This window comes from Thioalkalicoccus limnaeus (genome assembly GCF_041197575.1).
GTDB lineage: Bacteria > Pseudomonadota > Gammaproteobacteria > Chromatiales > Chromatiaceae > Thioalkalicoccus > Thioalkalicoccus limnaeus.
The window spans coordinates 38,668-58,539 of the sequence record NZ_JBDKXB010000020.1; the positions used below are offsets into that span (position 1 = coordinate 38,668).

18 protein-coding genes and 1 tRNA gene are annotated in these 19,872 nt (G+C 66.3%); 13 read left to right on the forward strand and 6 right to left on the reverse strand.

Annotated features, from left to right (window positions below):
- Positions 1-33: 33 nt before the first annotated feature.
- Positions 34-681, reverse strand: a complete 648-nt coding sequence (gene coq7 / locus ABC977_RS13400; protein ID WP_369667774.1) for a 2-polyprenyl-3-methyl-6-methoxy-1,4-benzoquinone monooxygenase — start codon at positions 679-681, stop codon at positions 34-36.
- A 142-nt stretch (positions 682-823) separates the two neighbouring features.
- Here coq7 and ABC977_RS13405 point away from each other — a divergent pair, with 142 nt between their 5' ends.
- The 5 genes from ABC977_RS13405 to ABC977_RS13425 all read left to right on the forward strand — a co-directional run bounded on the left by ABC977_RS13405 (position 824) and on the right by ABC977_RS13425 (position 3,710).
- On the forward strand, positions 824-1,165 hold the full coding sequence (locus tag ABC977_RS13405) for a (2Fe-2S) ferredoxin domain-containing protein (RefSeq protein WP_369667775.1): 342 nt from the start codon (positions 824-826) through the stop codon (positions 1,163-1,165).
- A 167-nt stretch (positions 1,166-1,332) separates the two neighbouring features.
- Positions 1,333-1,761, forward strand: a complete 429-nt coding sequence (gene rplM, locus ABC977_RS13410; RefSeq protein WP_369667776.1) for a 50S ribosomal protein L13 — start codon at positions 1,333-1,335, stop codon at positions 1,759-1,761.
- A gap of 53 nt (positions 1,762-1,814) precedes the next feature.
- A complete protein-coding gene (gene rpsI, locus ABC977_RS13415) occupies positions 1,815-2,204 on the forward strand; it encodes a 30S ribosomal protein S9 (protein ID WP_369667777.1) in 390 nt (129 codons plus the stop codon).
- A 47-nt stretch (positions 2,205-2,251) separates the two neighbouring features.
- A tRNA-Gln gene (locus ABC977_RS13420) sits at positions 2,252-2,325 on the forward strand.
- 251 nt (positions 2,326-2,576) lie between these two features.
- Positions 2,577-3,710, forward strand: a complete 1,134-nt coding sequence (locus tag ABC977_RS13425; protein WP_369667778.1) for a porin — start codon at positions 2,577-2,579, stop codon at positions 3,708-3,710.
- Between the two features lie 162 nt (positions 3,711-3,872).
- Here ABC977_RS13425 and rpiA read toward each other — a convergent pair whose 3' ends face one another.
- The 5 genes from rpiA to ABC977_RS13450 are packed head-to-tail and all read right to left on the reverse strand — an operon-like array spanning position 3,873 to position 7,222.
- Positions 3,873-4,532, reverse strand: coding sequence for a ribose-5-phosphate isomerase RpiA (rpiA, locus tag ABC977_RS13430; RefSeq protein WP_369667779.1), 660 nt, complete (start codon positions 4,530-4,532; stop codon positions 3,873-3,875).
- Positions 4,529-5,290 carry a TIGR04283 family arsenosugar biosynthesis glycosyltransferase gene (locus ABC977_RS13435; protein WP_369667780.1) on the reverse strand — a complete coding sequence of 254 codons (762 nt, stop codon included), beginning with the start codon at positions 5,288-5,290 and terminating at the stop codon, positions 4,529-4,531. The genes rpiA and ABC977_RS13435 overlap by 4 nt, the downstream gene beginning before the upstream one ends.
- Before the next feature lie 25 nt (positions 5,291-5,315).
- Positions 5,316-5,858 carry a lipocalin family protein gene (locus ABC977_RS13440; protein WP_369667781.1) on the reverse strand — a complete coding sequence of 181 codons (543 nt, stop codon included), beginning with the start codon at positions 5,856-5,858 and terminating at the stop codon, positions 5,316-5,318.
- Position 5,859: 1 nt separating this feature from the next.
- A complete protein-coding gene (locus ABC977_RS13445; protein ID WP_369667782.1) occupies positions 5,860-6,654 on the reverse strand; it encodes a DUF1295 domain-containing protein in 795 nt (264 codons plus the stop codon).
- Complete coding sequence (locus ABC977_RS13450; protein WP_369667783.1) at positions 6,647-7,222, reverse strand: DUF2878 domain-containing protein; 576 nt, start codon at positions 7,220-7,222, stop codon at positions 6,647-6,649. Before ABC977_RS13450 ends, ABC977_RS13445 begins: the two co-directional genes overlap by 8 nt.
- 274 nt (positions 7,223-7,496) lie before the next feature.
- On the opposite strand from ABC977_RS13450, the gene ABC977_RS13455 reads away from it, so the two are divergent.
- The 8 genes from ABC977_RS13455 to ABC977_RS13490 form a co-directional block, all read left to right on the forward strand.
- Positions 7,497-8,171, forward strand: coding sequence for a YiaD family glycine zipper/OmpA-like lipoprotein (locus ABC977_RS13455; protein ID WP_369667784.1), 675 nt, complete (start codon positions 7,497-7,499; stop codon positions 8,169-8,171).
- A gap of 260 nt (positions 8,172-8,431) precedes the next feature.
- Entirely contained in the window at positions 8,432-11,005 is a 2,574-nt protein-coding gene (locus ABC977_RS13460; protein WP_369667785.1) for a chemotaxis protein CheB, read from the forward strand.
- A complete protein-coding gene (locus ABC977_RS13465; RefSeq protein WP_369667786.1) occupies positions 11,002-16,104 on the forward strand; it encodes a PAS domain S-box protein in 5,103 nt (1,700 codons plus the stop codon). Before ABC977_RS13460 ends, ABC977_RS13465 begins: the two co-directional genes overlap by 4 nt.
- 162 nt (positions 16,105-16,266) lie before the next feature.
- A complete protein-coding gene (locus ABC977_RS13470; RefSeq protein ID WP_369667787.1) occupies positions 16,267-16,446 on the forward strand; it encodes a hypothetical protein in 180 nt (59 codons plus the stop codon).
- Between the two features lie 77 nt (positions 16,447-16,523).
- Positions 16,524-17,132 (forward strand): PqiC family protein, encoded by a 609-nt coding sequence (locus ABC977_RS13475; RefSeq protein ID WP_369667788.1) that lies wholly within the window; start codon positions 16,524-16,526, stop codon positions 17,130-17,132.
- Between the two features lie 70 nt (positions 17,133-17,202).
- Positions 17,203-17,691 (forward strand): C40 family peptidase, encoded by a 489-nt coding sequence (locus ABC977_RS13480; protein WP_369667789.1) that lies wholly within the window; start codon positions 17,203-17,205, stop codon positions 17,689-17,691.
- Positions 17,692-17,839: 148 nt separating this feature from the next.
- Complete coding sequence (locus ABC977_RS13485; RefSeq protein ID WP_369667790.1) at positions 17,840-18,193, forward strand: high-potential iron-sulfur protein; 354 nt, start codon at positions 17,840-17,842, stop codon at positions 18,191-18,193.
- A 351-nt stretch (positions 18,194-18,544) separates the two neighbouring features.
- Positions 18,545-19,872, forward strand: a 1,328-nt coding sequence (locus ABC977_RS13490; RefSeq protein ID WP_369667791.1) for a DEAD/DEAH box helicase, incomplete at its 3' end; no start/stop codon positions are given.

Consider the following 19,872-nt stretch of genomic DNA (forward strand, 5'->3'; position numbering starts at 1 on the left):
CCGGCGAGGTCGCGGAGATTCGGCGCTGCCTGGTCAGATCCAATAGGCCGTGCGCGTCATCACCTTGGCCGTCGCGCGCATCGCGAGCCGGACCGCAGCAGGCAGTTCGGCCCCGCCGGCGCCCTTGGCGAGTTGCGCGTGGTGGATCTCGTCGGCTTTCATCTGATGGATCAGCGCCCGGGTCTTGGTGTCCTCGGGCGGCAATTGACGCAGATGCCCCTCGAGGTGGCTCTCGACCTGCCGCTCGGTCTCGACGACGAAACCGAGGCTCCACCGATCACCGGCCAATCCAGCCGCTGCGCCCATCGTAAAGGAGCCGGCGTACCAGATCGGGTTCAGCAGGCTCTTGCGCTCGCCCAGTTCCTGTAGACGTGTCTCACACCACGCCAGGTGGTCGGCTTCTTCGCGAGCCGACCGTTCCATCGCGCGCCGGACATCGTCAAGCCGGGCCGTCAGGGCCTGGCCCTGATAGAGGGCCTGTGCGCACACCTCGCCAGTGTGGTTGATGCGCATCAGCCGACCGGCATGGCGGCGTTGTGCGTCACTCAGTTCCGGCTCGGAGAACGAGTCCGCGGGGTTCGGCCGCTCGGTGACCGGTGGGCGGCCAAAGATGGTGCGGACGGCCTGGTCGAGTCCAATCAGGAGTCGGTCGGCCGGCGTGAAGTGGCGGGCATGGCGCATGGTCGCATCTCGAAGGTCGGGGCGGCCGAGAGACCGCGGGGAACCATGGGAACGAAGATATAGGGCCGCCCGCGGCACTGCAAGGATTCGGTGTAGACTTGTCCGCGCTGTCATGGCCGCGAAGTTGGAGGTCCCCGTTCCGATGTCCTATTACCGTCATCATGTGTTCTTCTGCGTCAATCAGCGTGATCGCGGTGCGCGCTGTTGCGCTCGATCCGACGCCGTCGCGATGCGCGACTACTTGAAGGGGCGCGCGAAGGAATTGGGTTTGGCCGGGCCGGGGGGTGTACGGATCAACACGGCGGGCTGTCTTGATCGCTGTGCGTGCGGGCCGGTGATCGTGGTCTATCCGGATGCGGTGTGGTACAGCTATCGGGATCGGCGGGACCTCGATGAGATCTTGAGCGAGCACCTGATCGCCGGGCGTGTCGTCACGCGTCTGCTGTTGTCCGAGCGCGGACCCGCGGTGGCCGGCGACCCCTGACGTCCCCCGAGGCAGGCCCTGCCGGCGTGGCCATCGGGGCGGCATCCGGCCGGGTGCCGAAAGGGTTCGGTCGGGGCTTGATCGCACTCGACGGATGCCGTATGATCGGCGGTCTTCTATCCGATCTACACATCTGATTCTGATCGAGTTCCCGCGGAGTAACGGACATGACGACTGTGAGCGCCAAGCCGGCCGAGGTGCGTCGCGCCTGGTTCCTCGTGGATGCCGATGGCAAGACTCTCGGACGGTTGTCCGCCGAGATCGCGCGGCGTCTGCGTGGCAAGCACAAACCCCAGTACACGCCCCATGTGGACACCGGCGACTACATCGTCGTGGTCAATGCCGGCAAGGTCAAGGTGACGGGCAATAAACTGAGGGATAAGGTTTATTATCGCCATACCGGCTATGTCGGTCACCTCAAGTCGATCACACTCCAGAAGCTGCTTGCGAAGGCGCCGGAACGGGTGATCGAGCAGGCGGTCAAAGGCATGCTGCCGCGCAACCCGCTTGGTCGGGCCATGTACAAGAAATTGCACGTGTATGCGGGTCCGTCGCATCGTCATCAGGCCCAGCAGCCGCAGCCGCTTGATATCTGATCCTGCGATCGCGTAAGGTGCGGCGGAAACCATAACCCTATAGGAAATCATCGATGGCGGAAGTGCAACATGCGGTCGGGCGCCGCAAGACCTCCAGCGCTCGGGTCTTTCTAACCACTGGTTCGGGCCAGATCACCGTCAATGATCGTCCGTTGGACCAATTCTTCGGTCGCGAGACGGCGCGGATGGTCGTGCGTCAGGCCCTCGAAGTCGCCAGCATGGTGGGTCGGGTGGATGTACGGGCAACCGTCGTCGGTGGTGGAACGACCGGACAGGCCGGAGCGATTCGTCATGGTATCGCCCGGGCTCTGGTGCGCTATGACGAGGCGCTGCGTCCCTCGCTGCGCCGGGCTGGCTTTCTGACTCGCGACTCGCGCGAGGTCGAACGCAAGAAGGTCGGTCTGCACAAGGCCCGCAAGCGGCCGCAATACTCGAAGCGTTGATGCGATGGCACCCATCGGGGTGCCCGTTGGCTTCGTGCCAGCCTTACTGGGGGATCGTCTAGCGGCAGGACAGCGGACTCTGACTCCGTTAACCCAGGTTCGAATCCTGGTCCCCCAGCCATCCCTCGCCGTGTGCATCGGCTTCTGCCCTCGGCACCGACCTGCCTTCTCGTCCCCCGTAGTCAGCGAAACCCCGAGTTCGGAGCAAGCCCCGCGGTCTGGTAGAGGCAAAAAAGCAACAGATCGTCATTCTGTCTCTTTTTTCAAAACATTTGTTGCGCAAATTCCCGTTGTAGGCTATTCTTGCCATCGCAGCGCGGGACTGTGGCAGTATTCCCAGTCTCCAAGGTCTTTACAACAGCGGAGAACGCAATGAACAAGAAGATGTTGACACTGGCGGTTGCCGCCGCCATGGCGGTGCCGGCCGCCGCGATCGCCGATGCGACCCTGTACGGTCGGGTCCACATGTCCATCGACTATGTCGACGTCGATCGCAACGCCTCGTGGGTGCCGGGTGGCGTCCCGGCGCCGGGCGCGCAACCCGATGCGGTCGACGGTCAGGGTAACCTCGTTCCCGGCAAAGACTTCACCGGATGGAACCTGAACTCCAACAGCCGTGCCAGCCGTCTCGGCGTGCGGGGCTCGGAAGAACTCGGCTTCGGTCTCAAGGCCATCTATCAGATCGAGTTCAGCGTCGACATCGCGAACGACGGTCGTGATTCCGCCGCTTGGAACGGCAACCGCGGCACGACGCTCAGCATGCGCAACAGCTTCGCCGGTCTTGCCGGTGACTGGGGTACCTTGTTGGCTGGCCGCCATGACACCCCGCTGAAGATCTCGACGGGTAAGCTCGACCTGTTCGCCGACACGCTCGCGGACATGAACTTCACGGTCGGCTTCGATGATCTGCGCGCCGACAACGCCGTTGCCTATATTTCGCCGAACTTCATGGGCTTCCAGTTCTCGGGCATGGTGATGCCGACTGGTGGCGCGACCTTCAACGGCGGTCGGAATCTCGACGCCGACAGCCTCGCCGAAGCCTGGTCGGTGGCCGGTATCTACAACAACGGCCCCTTCTTCGTGTCGCTGGCTTATGAGACCCTCGACAGTGATCAGTGGCAGGGCACCGGCCAGACCGGCGCCAAGTCGTTCGACAAGTGGCGCGTTGGTCTGGGCCTGCTTGACTGGAACGGCTTCACGCTGACCGGCCTTTACGAGAACTGGGCCAATTATCGTGGCCTCGACAAGGCCGACGCCGACCTGTGGCAGATCCAGGCCGGCTATGCCTTCGGCAACAACATGGTCAAGGCGATGTACGGTCAGTCCGATCTGGACTGGGACCGCCGGATCTACGGTGACGTTGCGGACAAGTCGTCTTGGGCCGTTGGTTTCGACCACAACTTCACGAAGCGCAGCAAGGCTTACGTCCTGTACACGCAGATGGATGACGATGTGCGCGATGCCGACTGGAGCGGCTTCTCGCTCGGTATGGTCCACAGCTTCTAAGCCAGACACGGCAAGAGGCTAGCACGTCGAAACGGGGCCTGATGGCCCCGTTTTTTTTGATACGCAGCCGACCCCAGATGTCTGGGCCTCGGTCGCGGGATCTCCGACTGCGGGGTGGCCCCCGCGATGAGATGCTGGGCCGGGTGCCCTGACGACGGAATCTTACGCGGCCGTCAGGGTCTTGGTCCCGTCTGGCCCGCCGAGGATCAGCACGTCGGCCGGACGCCGGGCGAAGAGTCCGACCGTGACGACGCCGGGGATCGCATTGATTTGTTGCTCGATGGCCAGCGGATCCTCGATCGACAGATGTCGAACATCGAGGATCAGGTTGCCGTTGTCGGTCACGAAGCCCTCGCGCCAGACCGGTGTGCCGCCGAGCTTCACGAGTTGGCGTGCGACATGGCCGCGGGCCATCGGGATCACCTCGACCGGAAGCGGGAAGCGACCCAAGGTGTCGACGAGCTTGCTGTCATCGGCGATGCAGACGAAACGCTGGCTCGCGTCGGCGATGATCTTCTCGCGCGTCAAGGCCCCGCCGCCGCCCTTGATCAGTTGCAGACGGTGGTTCGACTCGTCGGCGCCGTCGACATAGAGGCTCAGTTCGCCGACGGCATTGAGGTCGAAGACCGCGATGCCGTGCCTGGTCAGTCGCGCCGTCGAGGCCTCCGAGCTCGAGACCGCCCCGTCGATCCGCCCCTTGATGCCGGCGAGCAGATCGATGAAATGGTTGACGGTCGAACCAGTGCCGACCCCGATGATCCCGCCCTCCACATAGTCCAACGCGGCTTGGGCCGCGCGCCTCTTCATCTCGTCTTGATTCATCGCTTCCTGTTCCTACCTGGTTGATTCCAGGCCGTCATGATAACAGCCTGCTCGGTTGTCGGATCTCGGCCTCGCGCGGTGTGCTTTCCAGATGCGTAGCGGCGTGCGAGCTCGCTCGCCGGCACGCCACGCCAGTGCGCGAGCCGCAACGACCACATCAGCAGGATCGTGCGCCACACCCCGTGGGTTTCCCAGCGTCGCCCGGACGTGACGACCTGCTCGCGCAGACACGCTGGCCGACCGATGCGCTTGAGCGCCTTCGAGAGCTCGATGTCTTCCATCAACGGGATCTCGGGATAGCCGCCGACACGCTCGAAGGCCGCGCGGGTCACGAACAGCGCCTGATCCCCGGTGGCGATCCCGGTCCGGCGCGAGCGCCAATTCATCATCGCGGCGACGACCCGCAACAGCGGCGACTCGCCATCGATCGACACATCGAAGCGCCCCCAGGCAGCCCGTGCCAAGGCCGCTTGGATGGCCATGACCGCCGTCGCCGGCAGTCGCGTATCCGCGTGCAGGAACAGGAGCGCTGCACCCCGTGCGGCCCTCGCCCCGGCATTCATCTGCGCGGCGCGACCGCGCGTGGCGCGAATCACACCGTCGGCGAGCGGCGTCGCCCGGGCGACGGTCTCGTCCGTGCTGCCGCCATCGACGACCAGCACCTCGTGGCCCAGTCGGCGCGCACCTTGCAGCGTCGCGAGGGTGCCTTGGATGCCTTCGGCCTCGTTGAGCGTCGGGATCAGGATGGAAAGTCGCATCGTGGGCCGCTCCGGGCGCTCGCGGCTACCAGCGTTGTGGGACCCGCTCGATCCGGCTCGTGTCATAGCCGATCTCGTCGAGGAAGGAAAGAATGGTCTGGTAGTGCTCGTCGGGGATCGCCGACTCGCGAGCCATGACCCAGACGTAGTCGCGCTTGGCACGGCCGATCGCCGTGACCTGGTAGTCCGGCGTCAGATAGATGATGCGGAAGTCGGCCTTGATCGGCCAAATGAACTGCATCCCCCACAGGGCGTTGGACGTGCGGTCCACGACGAAGCCGGTCGGATGGTAGGTCTTCAGCGGCCCGTCGAAGGATCCGGCGCGGAAGGTGAAGGTCGTCGCGATGGTACCTTCGGGGGTCAAGGCGTAAGACTCGACGGCATTGTGGGCGCCGCGCTCGACGAAGGTCGGGATGTTCGCGATCACGTACCAATCGCCCATGAAACGTTCGAGATCCACGTAATCGACGGTCTTCATCGGGCGTTCCTCGCTGGAGCAGGCGGCCAACAGACAGGCCGCGCAGAGCGCGACGAGGACCGCGGGCCAATGTTTCGACTGGGTCGGCATCTCATGGATCCTGCGGCGATGGTCGCGCGCGGGGCGGACCGGGAAAGAGGGCGTTGGTGCGCCGAATATAGTCACGATAGCCGGGTCGGCGCTCGGCGATGTCCCGTTCGAGCAGCGCCACGCCGGAGACCCGCAGCAGCAGGAAGGTCATCAGGACCGGGGACAGGATCGCCCACCAGGCGCCGGCCGACAGCGCGAGCAGATACAGCGCCCACCAGATGACGGCCTCGCCGAAGTAGTTCGGGTGGCGAGTATAACGCCACAGGCCCTGATCCATGACCCGACCCTGGTTCTCGGGACGTGCCTTGAAGCGGGCCAATTGCCGATCCCCGATGACCTGGAACGCGAAGCCGGCGGCCCACAGGATCACCGCGGCCAGGTCGAGCCAGCCAAGGGGCCGCGGGCTCGCGATGCTACCGAGCAGCGGCAGCGAGATGATCCAGGCCAGCACGGCCTGAAGACCGAAGACCAAGTAAAGACTCTTCCACGCGAAGCCGGGGTCGTTGTGGCGTCGAATCGCCTGATACCGGCGGTCTTCGCCGTGGCCCCAGTTGCGCCAGGTGATATGGGCGCTGAGCCGCACGGCCCAGACAGCCACCAACGCCACGACCAAATAGGCGCGCGCGACCGGCTCCGACACGAGCGCGAGATAGACCAGGGCCATCGCCAGGAAAAACAGCGACCACAGCGAGTCGACATGACTGACATCCCTCCGCGGCAGGCTCACGAGCCAGGCGATCAGTGCCATGACCAGCGCCAGGCCAAGCCCAGCGGCGTAAGGGATCACCTCAAACATGCGGATCGGCCTCGGCCAGTGGGACCGCCGCGGCATCCGGCGTGGCCCGAGAAGCCGGTGCGTAACCGTCGAGTCGCTCGGCGAGCCAGACCAGCAGCGGTGTCATCAGTGCCCAGCCGGCACCGATGACGGTCAAGCTCAGGACCGGATCCGGAAAGGTCGCGGCGCCCAGCCGTTCGCCGGCCGCGAAGGCCATCGGCCCGCCGATGGCACCCATGACCATCGCCAAGCGCCAGCGGCCGCGCAGCCAGCGCAGCGATACGTTGAGCGTCGAGGCGAACACCACCCAGAGCGCGACGATCCAGATCGGGGGCAGCCAGTCGGCGAAGAGCCCCGATGGATATCGGATCAACCCGAAGCCGACCAGAAGCCCCTCCCACAGGGTGCCGATCATCGTGGCCGTCAACAGCAGCAGGGCCTCGATTCCGGGGCGCACCGCCCGGCCCAGGTGCACCGCGGCGACCAGGGCGACGACACAGACGCCGAGCCATGGCCAATGCTGGGCACCGCCGATGACACTGGCGAACCACCCGATCTGAAAGGCGATCATGTTGATGACGACGGGCATGACTGGTCTCCGAATAGACCCAGACCGCGACGAGGTGAGAAGAGACGAAGTCTCCTTCCGGAGGTTCGACGAATGGCTGCGACCGATGCCGGTCACTGGGCATCCCGAACTTCCTCGCCAGGTGATGGCGAGGTGTCGGGAAACAAGGGGCGCCCCGCGCGCGGCCGACGCCGATGAGCAGGTCCGCAGTGGCTACGCGCTCTGCTAGTATTGGCCTTCAGGCCCGCTGGCAGCGGGAAACCAATGACGGAAGCTTCGACTGGGAGACATCTCGATGACGCCAACACAGGCCAAGACGGTTGCCATCGCGGCGGCGTGCGCGCTCGCCCTGGCTGGGTGTGCCACGAACGGGCAGCCGCGCGGCATGACGGAAACGGGGACCGGTGCCCTGATCGGTGCCGCGACCGGTGCCGCGATCGGTGCACTGGTCACGGACAAATCGGCCAAAGGCGCGCTGATCGGCGCCGTCGGGGGCGCGATCGCCGGCGGCATGGTCGGCTCCTACATGGAGAACCAGCGTCAGGACTTCGAACGGGCGCTGCGCGATGAGATCGCCGCGGGCGTCGTGCGTGTCGAGACGCTGCCGAACGATCAGCTGCTGGTCGGCATGACCGGGGCGACGGCCTTCGAGACGGACTCCGACGTCATCAAGCCCGGGTTCTACAGCACGATGAACAAGATCTCGCATATCGTGCAACGCTACGGAAAGACACAACTCGCGATCGGCGGCCACACCGACAGCACCGGCACGGTCGCCCACAACCAGCAGCTCTCGGAGCGGCGTGCCGCGTCGGTCCAGCGCTATCTGCTGGCCGACGGCGTGCTCCCGCAGCGGATGTCGGCCACCGGCTACGGCCAGCACTATCCGATCGCGAGCAACCAGACCCCGGAGGGCCGACGCCTGAATCGACGCGTCGACATCATCATCATCCCGATCACGGCCGGCTAGCGACCGAACGGTCGCATCCAGGTCACGGCCGGTCGTGACCTCGGAGAAAAACAGACCTACGATCGAGAAGTAGACTAGACTGAATCGGCGTCGATCGCTTGACCCCTTATCGGGCCCCCTGAGGCGCGCTGACCGAGTGGCCGGAGGGGTTCCGCGTGTCCTAATCGATGCCGCGGGCGGGGCCGGCAGGCCGGCTTCGGCTCGTGCGCGCAGGCACCGGGTCCCCGTGATCGGCGGCTTCAAGTGGAGAGAGCGCAGCGATGGCTGTTCAAGAGTCCGCGAAGACGGACAGCGTCCCCGACCACAACGGGGGCTTCGGCGGGTATCTGATCGCGGTCGGGGCGTCGGCCGGTGGCCTCGACGCGCTGGAGCGATTCTTCCAAGGGATACCGGCCCAGTCCGGTGCCGCCTATGTCGTGATTCAGCATCTGTCGCCGGACCACAAGAGCATGATGGTGAATCTGCTCGGCCGGCATACGCGGATGCCGGTGGTCACGGTCGAGGACGGCATGAGGATCGAGCCCGACCGGGTGCACCTGATCCCGCCGGCGACCATCATGCACGTCTCGCGTGGGCGGCTGCGGCTGACGCCGAAGGATCCCCGGGTCTTGACCCTGCCGATCGACCTCTTCTTCACGTCGCTGGCGCAAGAATATGCCAACCGCGCGATCGGCGTGATCCTGTCCGGAACCGGCTCGGATGGCACGCGCGGTGCGGTCGCGATCAACGAGGCCGGTGGGCTGCTGCTGGCCCAGGACCCCGAATCGGCGAAGTTCGATGGAATGCCGCGCAGCGTCATCGCGACCGGCTTGGTCGACGGCATCCTGTCACCGGAGGACTTGGGGCCGCGCGTCCTCGATCACATCAGCCATGCCCCGCGCGTGACGACGCGCCAGGATCGGACGGCCGTCGGGCAGGACAAACAGTCGGCGCTCGATGAGATCCTGCACCTGTTGCGCAACCTCGGCGGCATCGATTTTCGCGACTACAAGCCGCCCACGGTGCTGCGGCGGATCGAACGCCGGATGCAGGTCCGTCATGTCCCGGATTATCGGAACTACGTGCGGCTTCTCGATAGCGATCGCGTCGAGCTCGCAACGCTGCGCCGGGAACTGCTGATCCCGGTCACGAGCTTCTTCCGGGATTCGGAATCCTTCGACGTCGTGGCCGAGTCGGCGATCGACGCGCTCGTGAAGGAGCGGCCTGATGGGCAGGGATTGCGGATCTGGGTCGCGGGCGTGTCGACCGGCGAGGAGGCCTACACGCTGGCGATCCTATTGTCCGAGGCCTGCGAGCGGCTGCGGCGTTGGCCCGATTTCAAGATCTTCGCCACCGATGTCGAACAGCATAGTATCGACACCGCGAGTGCCGGCGTCTTCACCGAGGCGATCACGGCCGAGGTGTCGCCAGAGCGACTCGAGCGCTACTTCTTCGGCCGCGGCAACCATTTCGTCATCAAGCCGGAGATCCGCCAGAGCATCATCTTCGCGCGCCACAATCTGCTCGAGGATCCGCCCTTCACGCGGATGGACCTGGTTTCCTGCCGCAACGTATTGATCTACTTCCAACCCGAGGCGCAGGAACGGGTGCTGCGGCGCCTGCAATATGCGCTCGCGCCGGGCGGTTTCCTGTTCCTCGGCTCCAGCGAATCGCTCGGCGCCTTGCAGGCCGACTTCACACCGGTCAGTTCCAAGCACAAGCTTTACAAAGTCCTGCGCCATGTCGCGTTGCCGCTGGATCCGATCCGTTCCGGGTTGTCGCGGCTGACCGCGACGGGGCGCCGCCATCAGGGCGGCAAGACGCTGGCCGGCACCAGCGATGCGGCCGCGATCGATGCCGGCCTGGCCGTGTTGCTGCGCGGCTATGCGCCGGCCAGCCTGCTGCTGAATCGTCGTCACGAGCTGCTGCATGTCTTCGGTGACGTGGGCCGCTATCTGCGTATCGGCGAGGGGCTCGCGACACTCGACGTGGCCAAACTGTTGCCGGAGCGTCTCGCACCGGTGGCGCTGGCGCTGCTGCACAAGGCGGCCAAGGCCAATACGTCGTTGCGTTCGGACACCCTGCCGCTGGCCGACGCACCGGCTTTGCGCGTGCGGCTCGTCGTGCGCCCGGTCGAGGTCCCGCAGGGCGAACCGCATCTGATCCTGTCGTTCGAGCCGGAGGAACCGGTCGCGGATCCGGCGCCGGCCGGTCAGATGGAGACGCTGGATCTCGGTCGCGAGGCCTCCGAACGGGTGCAGACGCTCGAGCGCGAGCTGGCCGCGACCCGCGAGAGCCTGCAAGCGACGGTCGAAGAGCTCGAGACCGCGAACGAGGAGCTGCAGGCGACGAACGAGGAGTTGATGGCCTCGAACGAGGAGCTTCAGAGCTCGAACGAGGAGCTGCAATCGGTCAACGAGGAGCTCTACACGGTCAATGCCGAGAACCAGGAGAAGATCGAGATCCTGCACCGTCTGAACGCGGATCTCGACAACCTGGCCAAGGCCGCGGCGATCGCGACCCTGTTCGTCGATGCCGATCTGCGGATCACGCGCTTCACGCCGGAGGCCACGTCCCTGTTCAAGATCCGCGATGCCGACATCGGCCGGCCGATCGACGACTTCGCGAACCGGCTCGACCATCCCGAGTTCATCGCCGAGTTGCGCCGCACGATCGAGAATGGGCAGCCGCTGGAGCAGGAATTGGTCGCGACCAACGGCCACACCTATCTCGTGCGGATCTTGCCCTATGCGGCTCGCGACCCGCGCGCGCGCGGCGCCGTCGCGACCTTCGTCGACGTGACCGGTTTGCGCGACCAAGGGGTTGTGCCGACCACGGGGGATCCCAGCACATGACCAGGGACAGGCCCACTGACGACCCACCTGGCGCGCATTCGTCCGAGCGCGAGCGGCCGGTCGAGATCCCGCCGCCCCCGGCGGATCTGCATGACCGGGCACTGGAAGCCCTGCGCGCCGGCCGTTTCGACCTCGCCGAGGAGGCCCTCGCGCAACGCGAGCTCGACCTGATGACGCTGGTCGAGGATCTGCGCATCTACCAGGCCGAACTGGAGATCCAGAACCAGGAATTGCGGGCGAGTCGCGCCGACCTGGAACGCGCGTTCGCGCGCTTCGCGACGCTGTTCGCGACCTCGCCTGTCGCGGAGCTGGTGGTCGATGGCCGGGGGTTGGTGCTGGAGGCCAATCTGGCTGCCGAGAGCCTGTTCGACCTGAGGCGCCGTCAGCTCCAGCAGCACTTCTTCGCGCGCCTGGTGGCCGAGCCGGATCGCGGTGCCGCGGTGGCCATGTTCGCGATCGCGTTGGAGGCGGGTCATGCGGAGCGGCGGGAGATCGGCCTGCGCACGACCCAGGGGTGCGAGTTCATCGGCGATCTGCACATCGCGCGGCTGCCGAGCGAGATCGGGGAGGGGCACCAGTTCGTCTGCGCGATCGTCGATCAGACCGAGGCGGTCGAGCAGCGCCGCCGGTTGCGCGACGGTGCCGAGGCCCTGCGCCGCAGTCGGGGCGAACTCGCCGAACGGGTCAAGGAACTGGCCTGCCTGTACGACATCCTCGAATACACGACTCATGTCGAGACCCCGATCGAGGAACTGCTGCAACGGGTCGCCGAGCGGCTGCCCGGTGCGCTGCGTGATCCGGACCTGGGGGCCGCCCGGATTCGCATCGGCGACCGCGTCTATGGTCCCGCTGGGTTCGCCGAGACATCGGCGATGCACGAGGTCCGGTTCGCGCTGCCGGATGGCGGCGAGGGTCGGCTTCAGGTCGTCGATGACATCACTGGGCCGCCAGGCTCTGATACCGCCTTTTTCCCCGAAGAGCTGGGTCTGTTCGACGCGGTGGCCCGGCACCTGTCGACCTTTCTCAAGCGACGTGCGGACAAGGCGGCGCTCGCCGAGAGCCGCGAGCATTACCGCATCCTCGCTGAACTCAGTCCGGAATGGGAGTTCTGGCTCGGCCCTGATGGCCGCTTTCTCTATGTCTCGCCGGCCTGCGAGGCGATCTGTGGTTACCCGGCCGAGGCCTTCCTCGACGACCCGGGGCTCATGGAGCGGATCCTGCACCCGGATGATCGCGCCCTCTATTCGGCCCATCTCGCCGAGGTCCTGGAAACGGGCGCGCGCTGCCATGAGCGCGATGAGGCCCGGCTCGAATATCGGCTGCTGACGCGCGCCGGCGACTTGCGTTGGATCGAGCACCTGTGCGGGCCTGTGTTGGGGGCCGGCGGGCGCTGGTGGGGCCGGCGCGGTGCGAATCGCGACATCACCGCGCGCAAGCACGCCGAGACAGAGGTCGTGCGGATCGCCCGGCTCTATGCCACGCTGAGCGCGACCAACCAGGCCATCGTGCGCTGCGACAGCGAGGCGGCCTTGCTGCCCGAGTTCTGCCGGATCGCGGTCGAGGAAGGCGGGCTCGCTGCGGCGATCGTCGCGCGGCGCGAGACGCCGGATCAAGCGCTGAGACCGATGGCGTTTCATGGTCCCTCGGCGTTGGTGGACTGGCACGAACGGGTGCTGGCCGGCGGCGACCCTGTCTCGGATCCAGGGCCACCGCTCGGCGTCGCCTTGTCGCTGCGGATCGGCGCCGAACTGGTCGGCACCTTGACCCTCTATGCCGACGAACCCGATTTCTTCTCGTCCGATGTCGTGCAGTTGCTCGACGAGATGGCTGGGGACCTCGCCTTCTCGCTCGACCGCTTCGCACAGGAGCGCGCACGTGCGGTGGCCGAGCAGACCCTATTGGAGCGGGAACGGCACCTGGCCGCGATCTTCCGCGTGGCGCCGGTCGGCATCGGGCTGATTCGCGAGCGGGTGATCCGCCAGGGGAATGCGTACCTGGCGGCCCTGTTGGGGCGCGAGCTCGGCGACATCATCGGTCGGAACACGCGCTTCCTCTATCCCGACCAGGCCGAGTACGAGCGTGTCGGCCAAACGCTCCAGGAGCAATTGACACGCGCCGGCACCGCGACCACCGAGTTCCGGCTGATACGCCCGGACGGCCAGGTGCTGCATGGGATCACAGGCGTCACGCCCCTCGATCCCACGGATCGGGCCGGTGACTGCGTCTTCGTGGTTCTCGATATCACGGCCCGCCGGCGCGACGAGGAGGCGCTGCGCCGATCGCGCTGGCTGATGGAGCAGGCCGAGCGGCTCGCCAATCTCGGGGCCTGGGAAATCGACGTCGCGACCCGGCGCCTGACCCCCTCGGTCCAATGGTGCCGGATCCACGGCACCGACGCGACCGAATTGAATCTCGATGAATTGATCGCGGTCCATGGCTATCCGGACGACGCGGCGGCCATCCGCGCGGCCATGGCGGCCGCGCTGGCGGGCGCGGCCCGCTACGACATCGAACATCGCATCCGGCGCGGCGATACTGGTGAGACGCGGATCATTCATGCCCAGGGCGAGCTCGAGCGGGACGCGGCCGGCCGGCCGGCGAAGCTCTTCGGCGCGGCGCTCGACATCACCGAGCGCAAGCGCGCCGAGCAGGCGCTGGCGGACAGCGAGGAACGCCTGCGTCTGACCCTCGAGGCCACCAGTGACGGGATGTGTGACTGGGACATCCCCGGTGGCGGTTTGAAGGTCAACGCACGCTTCTTCGCGATCCGCGGTTTTGCCCCATCGGAATTCGAGCCGACGCCCGCCTCGCTGGTCGCAGCACTGCATCCGGACGAGCGGGCGTCGGTGCTGCGCCGGCTGCAACGACGATTGACGAGCGATGAACAGTTCCGGATCGAGTGTCGCCTGCGCGCGAAAGGCGGTGACTGGCGCTGGATCCTCGGGCGCGGCCAGGTCGTCGCCCGCGACGGCGAAGGCCGCGCGCTGCGGGTCGTCGGGACCTTGAGCGACATCACGGCCCGCCGCGTCGCCGAGCAGCGGTTGCGCGAGGCCAACCGGCAACTCGTCGAGGCGCAGCGGCTCGCGCGGCTCGGCCACTGGGAATACGAGGTCGCGAGCGGGCGGCTCAGCTGGTCCGAGCAGGTCTTTCGGCTTTTCGGGCGCGACCCGCGGTGCGACCCGCCGAGCCTGGAGGCGCACCGCGAGCTGTTTCATCCCGAGGATTGGCCGGTCTTCGAGCGGTGCCTCTCGCGGGCGCTGCGCGAGGGCGAGCCCTACGACCAAATGTGGCGCGTGCTGCGGCCCGATGGCACCCTCCGCTATCTGTCGACGACCGGCCGCGTCATCAGGGATTCCAGGGGCCGCGTGACGCACCTCTACGGCACGACGCAGGATGTCACCGAGGCCCATTGTGCCGACGAGCAGATCCGTCAGGCGGCACGGGTCTTCGAGAGTACCGCCGATGGGGTCATCATCACCGATGCCGCCGAACGGATCCTCGCCGTGAATCGCGCCTTCACCGCGATCACCGGCTACAGCGAGGCCGAGGCCCTTGGCAAGACCCCGCGCCTGCTCAAATCCGGTCGTCACGACCGGCCCTTCTACGAGGCCATGTGGGCCGCGATCGCCCGGGCCGGCAGTTGGCGCGGCGAGATCTGGAACCGGCGCAAGGATGGTGCGCTGCTGCTCGGACTGATGACGATCAGCGCCATCGCCGACGATCGCGACCGGGTCATCAACTATGTCGCGGTCTTCAGCGATATCACCCACTTCACCGAAACCCAAGAGCGCCTGGAGTATCTGTCGCATCACGATGCCCTGACCGACCTGCCGAACCGAGCGCTGTTTCAGAACCGACTCGCGCAGGCGCTCGATCGCTGCACACGGAATCAGGCCTGGCTCGCGGTGCTGATCCTCGATCTGGATCGCTTCAAGCTCGTCAACGATTCGCTGGGCCATGCTCAGGGTGATGAGTTCCTGCGCCGCGTCGCGGCGGATCTCGTCGGCACGATGCGCCCGTCGGACCTGCTCGCGCGAGCCAGCGGCGATGAGTTCCTGGTCATGCTCGAGGGTCTCAACGGACCCCATGAAGCCGCCGAGATCGCCCGTGACCTTTTGCGTCTGTGCGCGCGGCCGCGTCCGCTCGGCGACCAGACGCTGGCGATCACGGCGAGCATCGGGATCGGTGTCTTTCCGGTCGACGGTCGCGATGCCGCGACGCTGTTGCGCCATGCCGACACGGCCTTGACCAAGGCCAAGGCGGAAGGCGTCGACAGCTATCAGTTCTTCGAGCCGGCGCTGGAGGAGGGGGCGATGGAACGCCTGCGGCTCGAGATCGGCCTGCGCCAGGCCTTGGAGCGGGGCGAGTTTCAGCTGCACTATCAGCCCCAGGTGCGCCTCGCCGATGGCGCCTTGGTCGGCGCCGAGGCGCTGTTGCGTTGGTCGAGCCCCGTGCTCGGCCCGGTGCCGCCGAACCGCTTCATCCCGCTCGCCGAGGAGATCGGTCTGATCAACGAACTGGGCCTTTGGGTCCTGGAGGAGGCCTGTCGGCAACTCGCGGCCTGGGATCAGGCTGGCCTGCACCTGCCGCGTTTGGCGATCAACCTGTCGATTCGGCAGCTCGAACAGGGCGACTTGGTCGCGCGGGTCGGCGAGATCCTCGAACGGACCGCGATCGATCCCTCGCGGATCGAGTTGGAGGTCACCGAATCGATGCTGATGCGCCGGACGGATCTATCCGTCGCGATTTTGGGTCGGCTGCGCGAGCTCGGACTGCGGTTGGTGATCGACGACTTCGGAACCGGCTACTCGTCATTGGCCTATTTGCGGCGCCTGCCGTTGCAGCAGCTCAAGATCGACAAATCCTTCGTCGATGACATCCTGAGCGACGCGAACTGTCAGGCGATCGCCGGCGCGATCGTCGCGCTGGGCCATAGCCTGGACTTGGAGGTCGTCGCCGAAGGCGTCGAGACCGCCGAGCAGGCGGATTACCTGCGCAGCGCGGACTGCGATCTGGCCCAGGGGTATCATTTCGCCCGCCCGATGCCGCCCGACGAGCTCGCCGCTCGATGGTTGCGCGAATCGCGGGGTTTGGCTTAGCCAGACGGATCTCGGCGAGCCCCGGAACGGCCAGCCGGGTGTTGCGCGTCGGCAAGCCCGATCCCGTCTCCGCGGTCGACCGGTCGAATCTTGGTGAGGTGGGTGCGAGGCTGCTAACATCGGTGGCCGAGCGAGTGTCCGTTGCCGAACGAGCGAAGCCAGATGTCCGGTGCCCTCTACGATGCCCACCCGTCACTGATCCGGACCCGCCCTGTCGGGATCCTGATCGCCTTTGCGATCGTAGCCGCGGGCGGACGGCTCGGCGGGCTTCGGCTCTTGCTCGGGTCCCGTTTCTCATTCCTCGTCTTGTTGACGCGGCGGCCCGCCCGGGTCTTCCGATGAGTCGGGATGCTCGAGGTATGACCGTCGCATGTCCCCCTGATCGCGCCTCGGCGAGGGGGATCGGTGGTAGGATCCTCTTGGTCTCCCTGATGGTGCTCGCGTGGGCTGGCCTGGCCGGTTGCGCATCCAGTCCGAGCGCGCAGTTCTACACGCTGGTGCCGATCGCCGAGGTCGAGACCCGGTCCGATCCGCTCGCCGGGGATCGGCTGTCGATCGGTCTGGGACCCCTGGCCTGGCCACTCTTTCTCGACCGCCCCCAGCTCGTCCGTCGCGACGGGGTTCGTCTGCGGATCGACGAATTCCACCGTTGGGGTGGTTCGCTCAACGACGATTTCCTTCGGGTGTGGGGCGAGAACCTCGCGTACCTGCTCGATAACAGCCGGATCCTGGTGTATCCGACCGAGATCCGCTCGCCGGTCGACTACCGGGTGCTGGCCGAGATCTTGACGTTCGAGGGGCGTGGCGACCAGGAGGTGGTCCTCAAGGTCCGCTGGGTCGTGACGGATCCCTACCTGGAGCGCGCGCTGGTGATCCGCGAGACCAGCTATCGCCGGCCGTTGACGATGACGGGCGAGGTCGATGACGAGGCGCGACTCGTGATCGGGCTCAGCGAGGTGCTCGGCGACTTCAGTCGCGATGTCGCGGCGGCGCTGCGCCGGTTGCCTGCGCGCAGTGTCCCTCATTGACATCGTAAGGGATTCGAACTATATAATCCCGATCAATAACATGCCGCGTTGATCTGGAATCCGTCTAAAGATGCGTATCGGGCGTGCTTGGTGCTGGTGTGGTGGCCTGCTGTCCGTCGCCCTGCTCTCGTCGGGGTGCGGTTCGCTGGGGCACCGCGATGACGACTACGCCGGCTTGCCGCGTGTCAAGGAGCGCCAGGCGCTGGTCATGTCCGCGATGGCGCAGATCGGCACGCCCTATGTCTATGGCGGGTCGGTGCCGGGTCAGGCCCTCGATTGCAGCGGCCTCGCGCAGTATGCCCACAGTGCCGTCGGCGTGCGGATCCCGCGCGTCTCGGTCGAACAGCAACGAGCAGCCATCCCAGTGGCGGCGCGGCCGCCAGGTCCCGGGGACCTCGTCTTCTTCCGCATTGAACCTGGACAGTACCATGTCGGTCTGATGATCGACCGCGACCGTTTCGTCCATGCCTCGACGTCGCAGGGTCAGGTGCGGATCGCCCACCTGAGCAGTCCCTATTGGCAGCAGCGGTTCCGTGGAGCCGGAACCTATCTCCATTGATCAGGCTGGGACGGGCGGACGAACTCGCTGTCGGGTTGGCGTGAATTCGCCTTTTCCGTGCCCTTGGTGCACAATGTGACCCGGACACCGCGCCGACGGTGGGTGTCCTGTCCGAGCACCAAGAATGATACTGAAGGAGTCGACAACCATGTCCGATAAGCCAATTTGCAAGAGCCGTCGTGACGCGATGAAGATGATGCTGGGTGGCTTTGCCGCGATCCCGGTCATCAACCTGGTCGGTCTGGGGAATGTACAGGCCTCCGATCTTCCGCCGGTCGACCCGGCGACCAATCCGATCGCGATCGCGCTGAAGTACGTCCACGATGCCACCGAGTCCGAGCGCGAGAGCTACAACCGGCCGGGCGCACCGGCGAACGAGCAGACCTGTGCGAACTGTGCCTTCGACATGGCGAGCGAGGGCGAATGGCGTCCATGCAGCCTGTTCCCCGGCATGGCCATCCATGAGAACGGCTGGTGCACCTCTTGGGCGCTGAAGTCCTAAGATCCTTTTTGGGACACCGCCCCTAAGCGCTGACCACGGCCGTCCGCCTGGTCAGCCTGTTTGCCCGTCTCGCCGAGAGGCGGGTGGCTCGACCGGGGCGTGGGGCTGGCGGGGCGCGATGCCCCGCCTTCCGCGCGGAAGCAGCCGCGTTGGACGAATCGGAGGGGCCGCGGTGCCCATTCGGCCGGCGAGTCGGGCGTCCGATCACCGGTCCCGTTCGGTGGACCGTGAGGGATCCCGGCATCTGGGATCTTGACAGGCTTGAGCCTATAATATCCGCGTCTTGATTCTGACAGCTGCCATTCGCGCGCATGCACGACTATGGCCTGACCCCACCCCCGAGGTTTTTCGATGGACTCCCCCGATCTTCCCGCCGGTTTCGAACCGCTCGGGCTTGCGCCGGCCGTGCTGCGGTCCGTGCAGGCCCTTGGCTTCGAGACGCCGACCGGCATCCAGACCCAGTGCATACCCCACCTGCTGGCCGGCCGCGATCTGCTCGGTCAAGCCCAGACGGGTACCGGCAAGACCGCGGCCTTCGCGTTGCCGCTGCTGTCGCGCCTCGATCTGGCTCGACGCGAGCCCCAGGTGCTGGTGCTGACGCCGACCCGGGAATTGGCGCTGCAAGTCGCCGAGGCCTTCCAGGGCTTCGCCCAGTTCCTGACCGGTTTTCATGTGCTGCCGCTCTATGGCGGGCAGGGCTATGGTCTACAGATTCGGCAGCTCGGCCGTGGTCCCCAGATCATCGTGGGCACGCCGGGGCGGGTCATGGATCACCTGCGCCGCGGCACCTTGTCGTTGGCCGGCATCCGCGCGCTGGTGCTGGATGAGGCCGACGAGATGCTGAACATGGGGTTCGCCGAGGACATCGAATGGATCTTCGGCCAAGCGCCGCGCGAACGGCAGGTGGCCCTGTTCTCGGCGACCATGCCTGCGGCGATCCGGCGCGTCGCCCAGACGCATCTGCGCGACCCGGTCGAGATCAAGGTCGCGGCCCGCTCCGAGACGGTCGAGACGATCGAGCAGCACCATTGCGTCGTGACGCGTCACCACAAGCTCGATCTGCTGACGCGGATCCTCGAGATCGAACCCTTCGAGGCGATCCTGATCTTCGTGCGGACCAAGACCGAGACGGTCGAACTCGCCGAGCGGCTGTGCGCGCACGGCTTCGCCGCCGAGGCCCTCAACGGCGACATGAACCAGGTGATGCGGGAGCGGACCGTGGAACGGCTCAAGGATGGCCGGCTCGATATCCTGGTGGCGACCGACGTCGCGGCGCGCGGGCTCGATGTCGAGCGCATCAACCTGGTCGTCAACTACGATATCCCGAACGATCCGTCGGCCTATGTCCATCGGATCGGCCGTACCGGGCGGGCCGGTCGTGCCGGTCGTGCGCTCTTGTTCGTCGAACCACGGGAGCGCGGCCTATTGCGCGCGATCGAACGGACGATTCGCCAGTCGGTGCCCGCGATGCCGGTGCCGACCGCGCAGGCGGTCAGCGAATCGCGGATCGAGCGGTTCGTCGAGGATCTGCGCACCACCTTGCTCGACCAGGACATGGACTTCTTCTACCAGCTCGTGTCACGGATCGCCCGTGAGCAGGAGCTCGAGGTCATGGACATCGCGGCCGCGTTGGCCTATCAGGTCCAGCGCGGGCGTCCGCTCGTCGTCGAGGAGGTCCC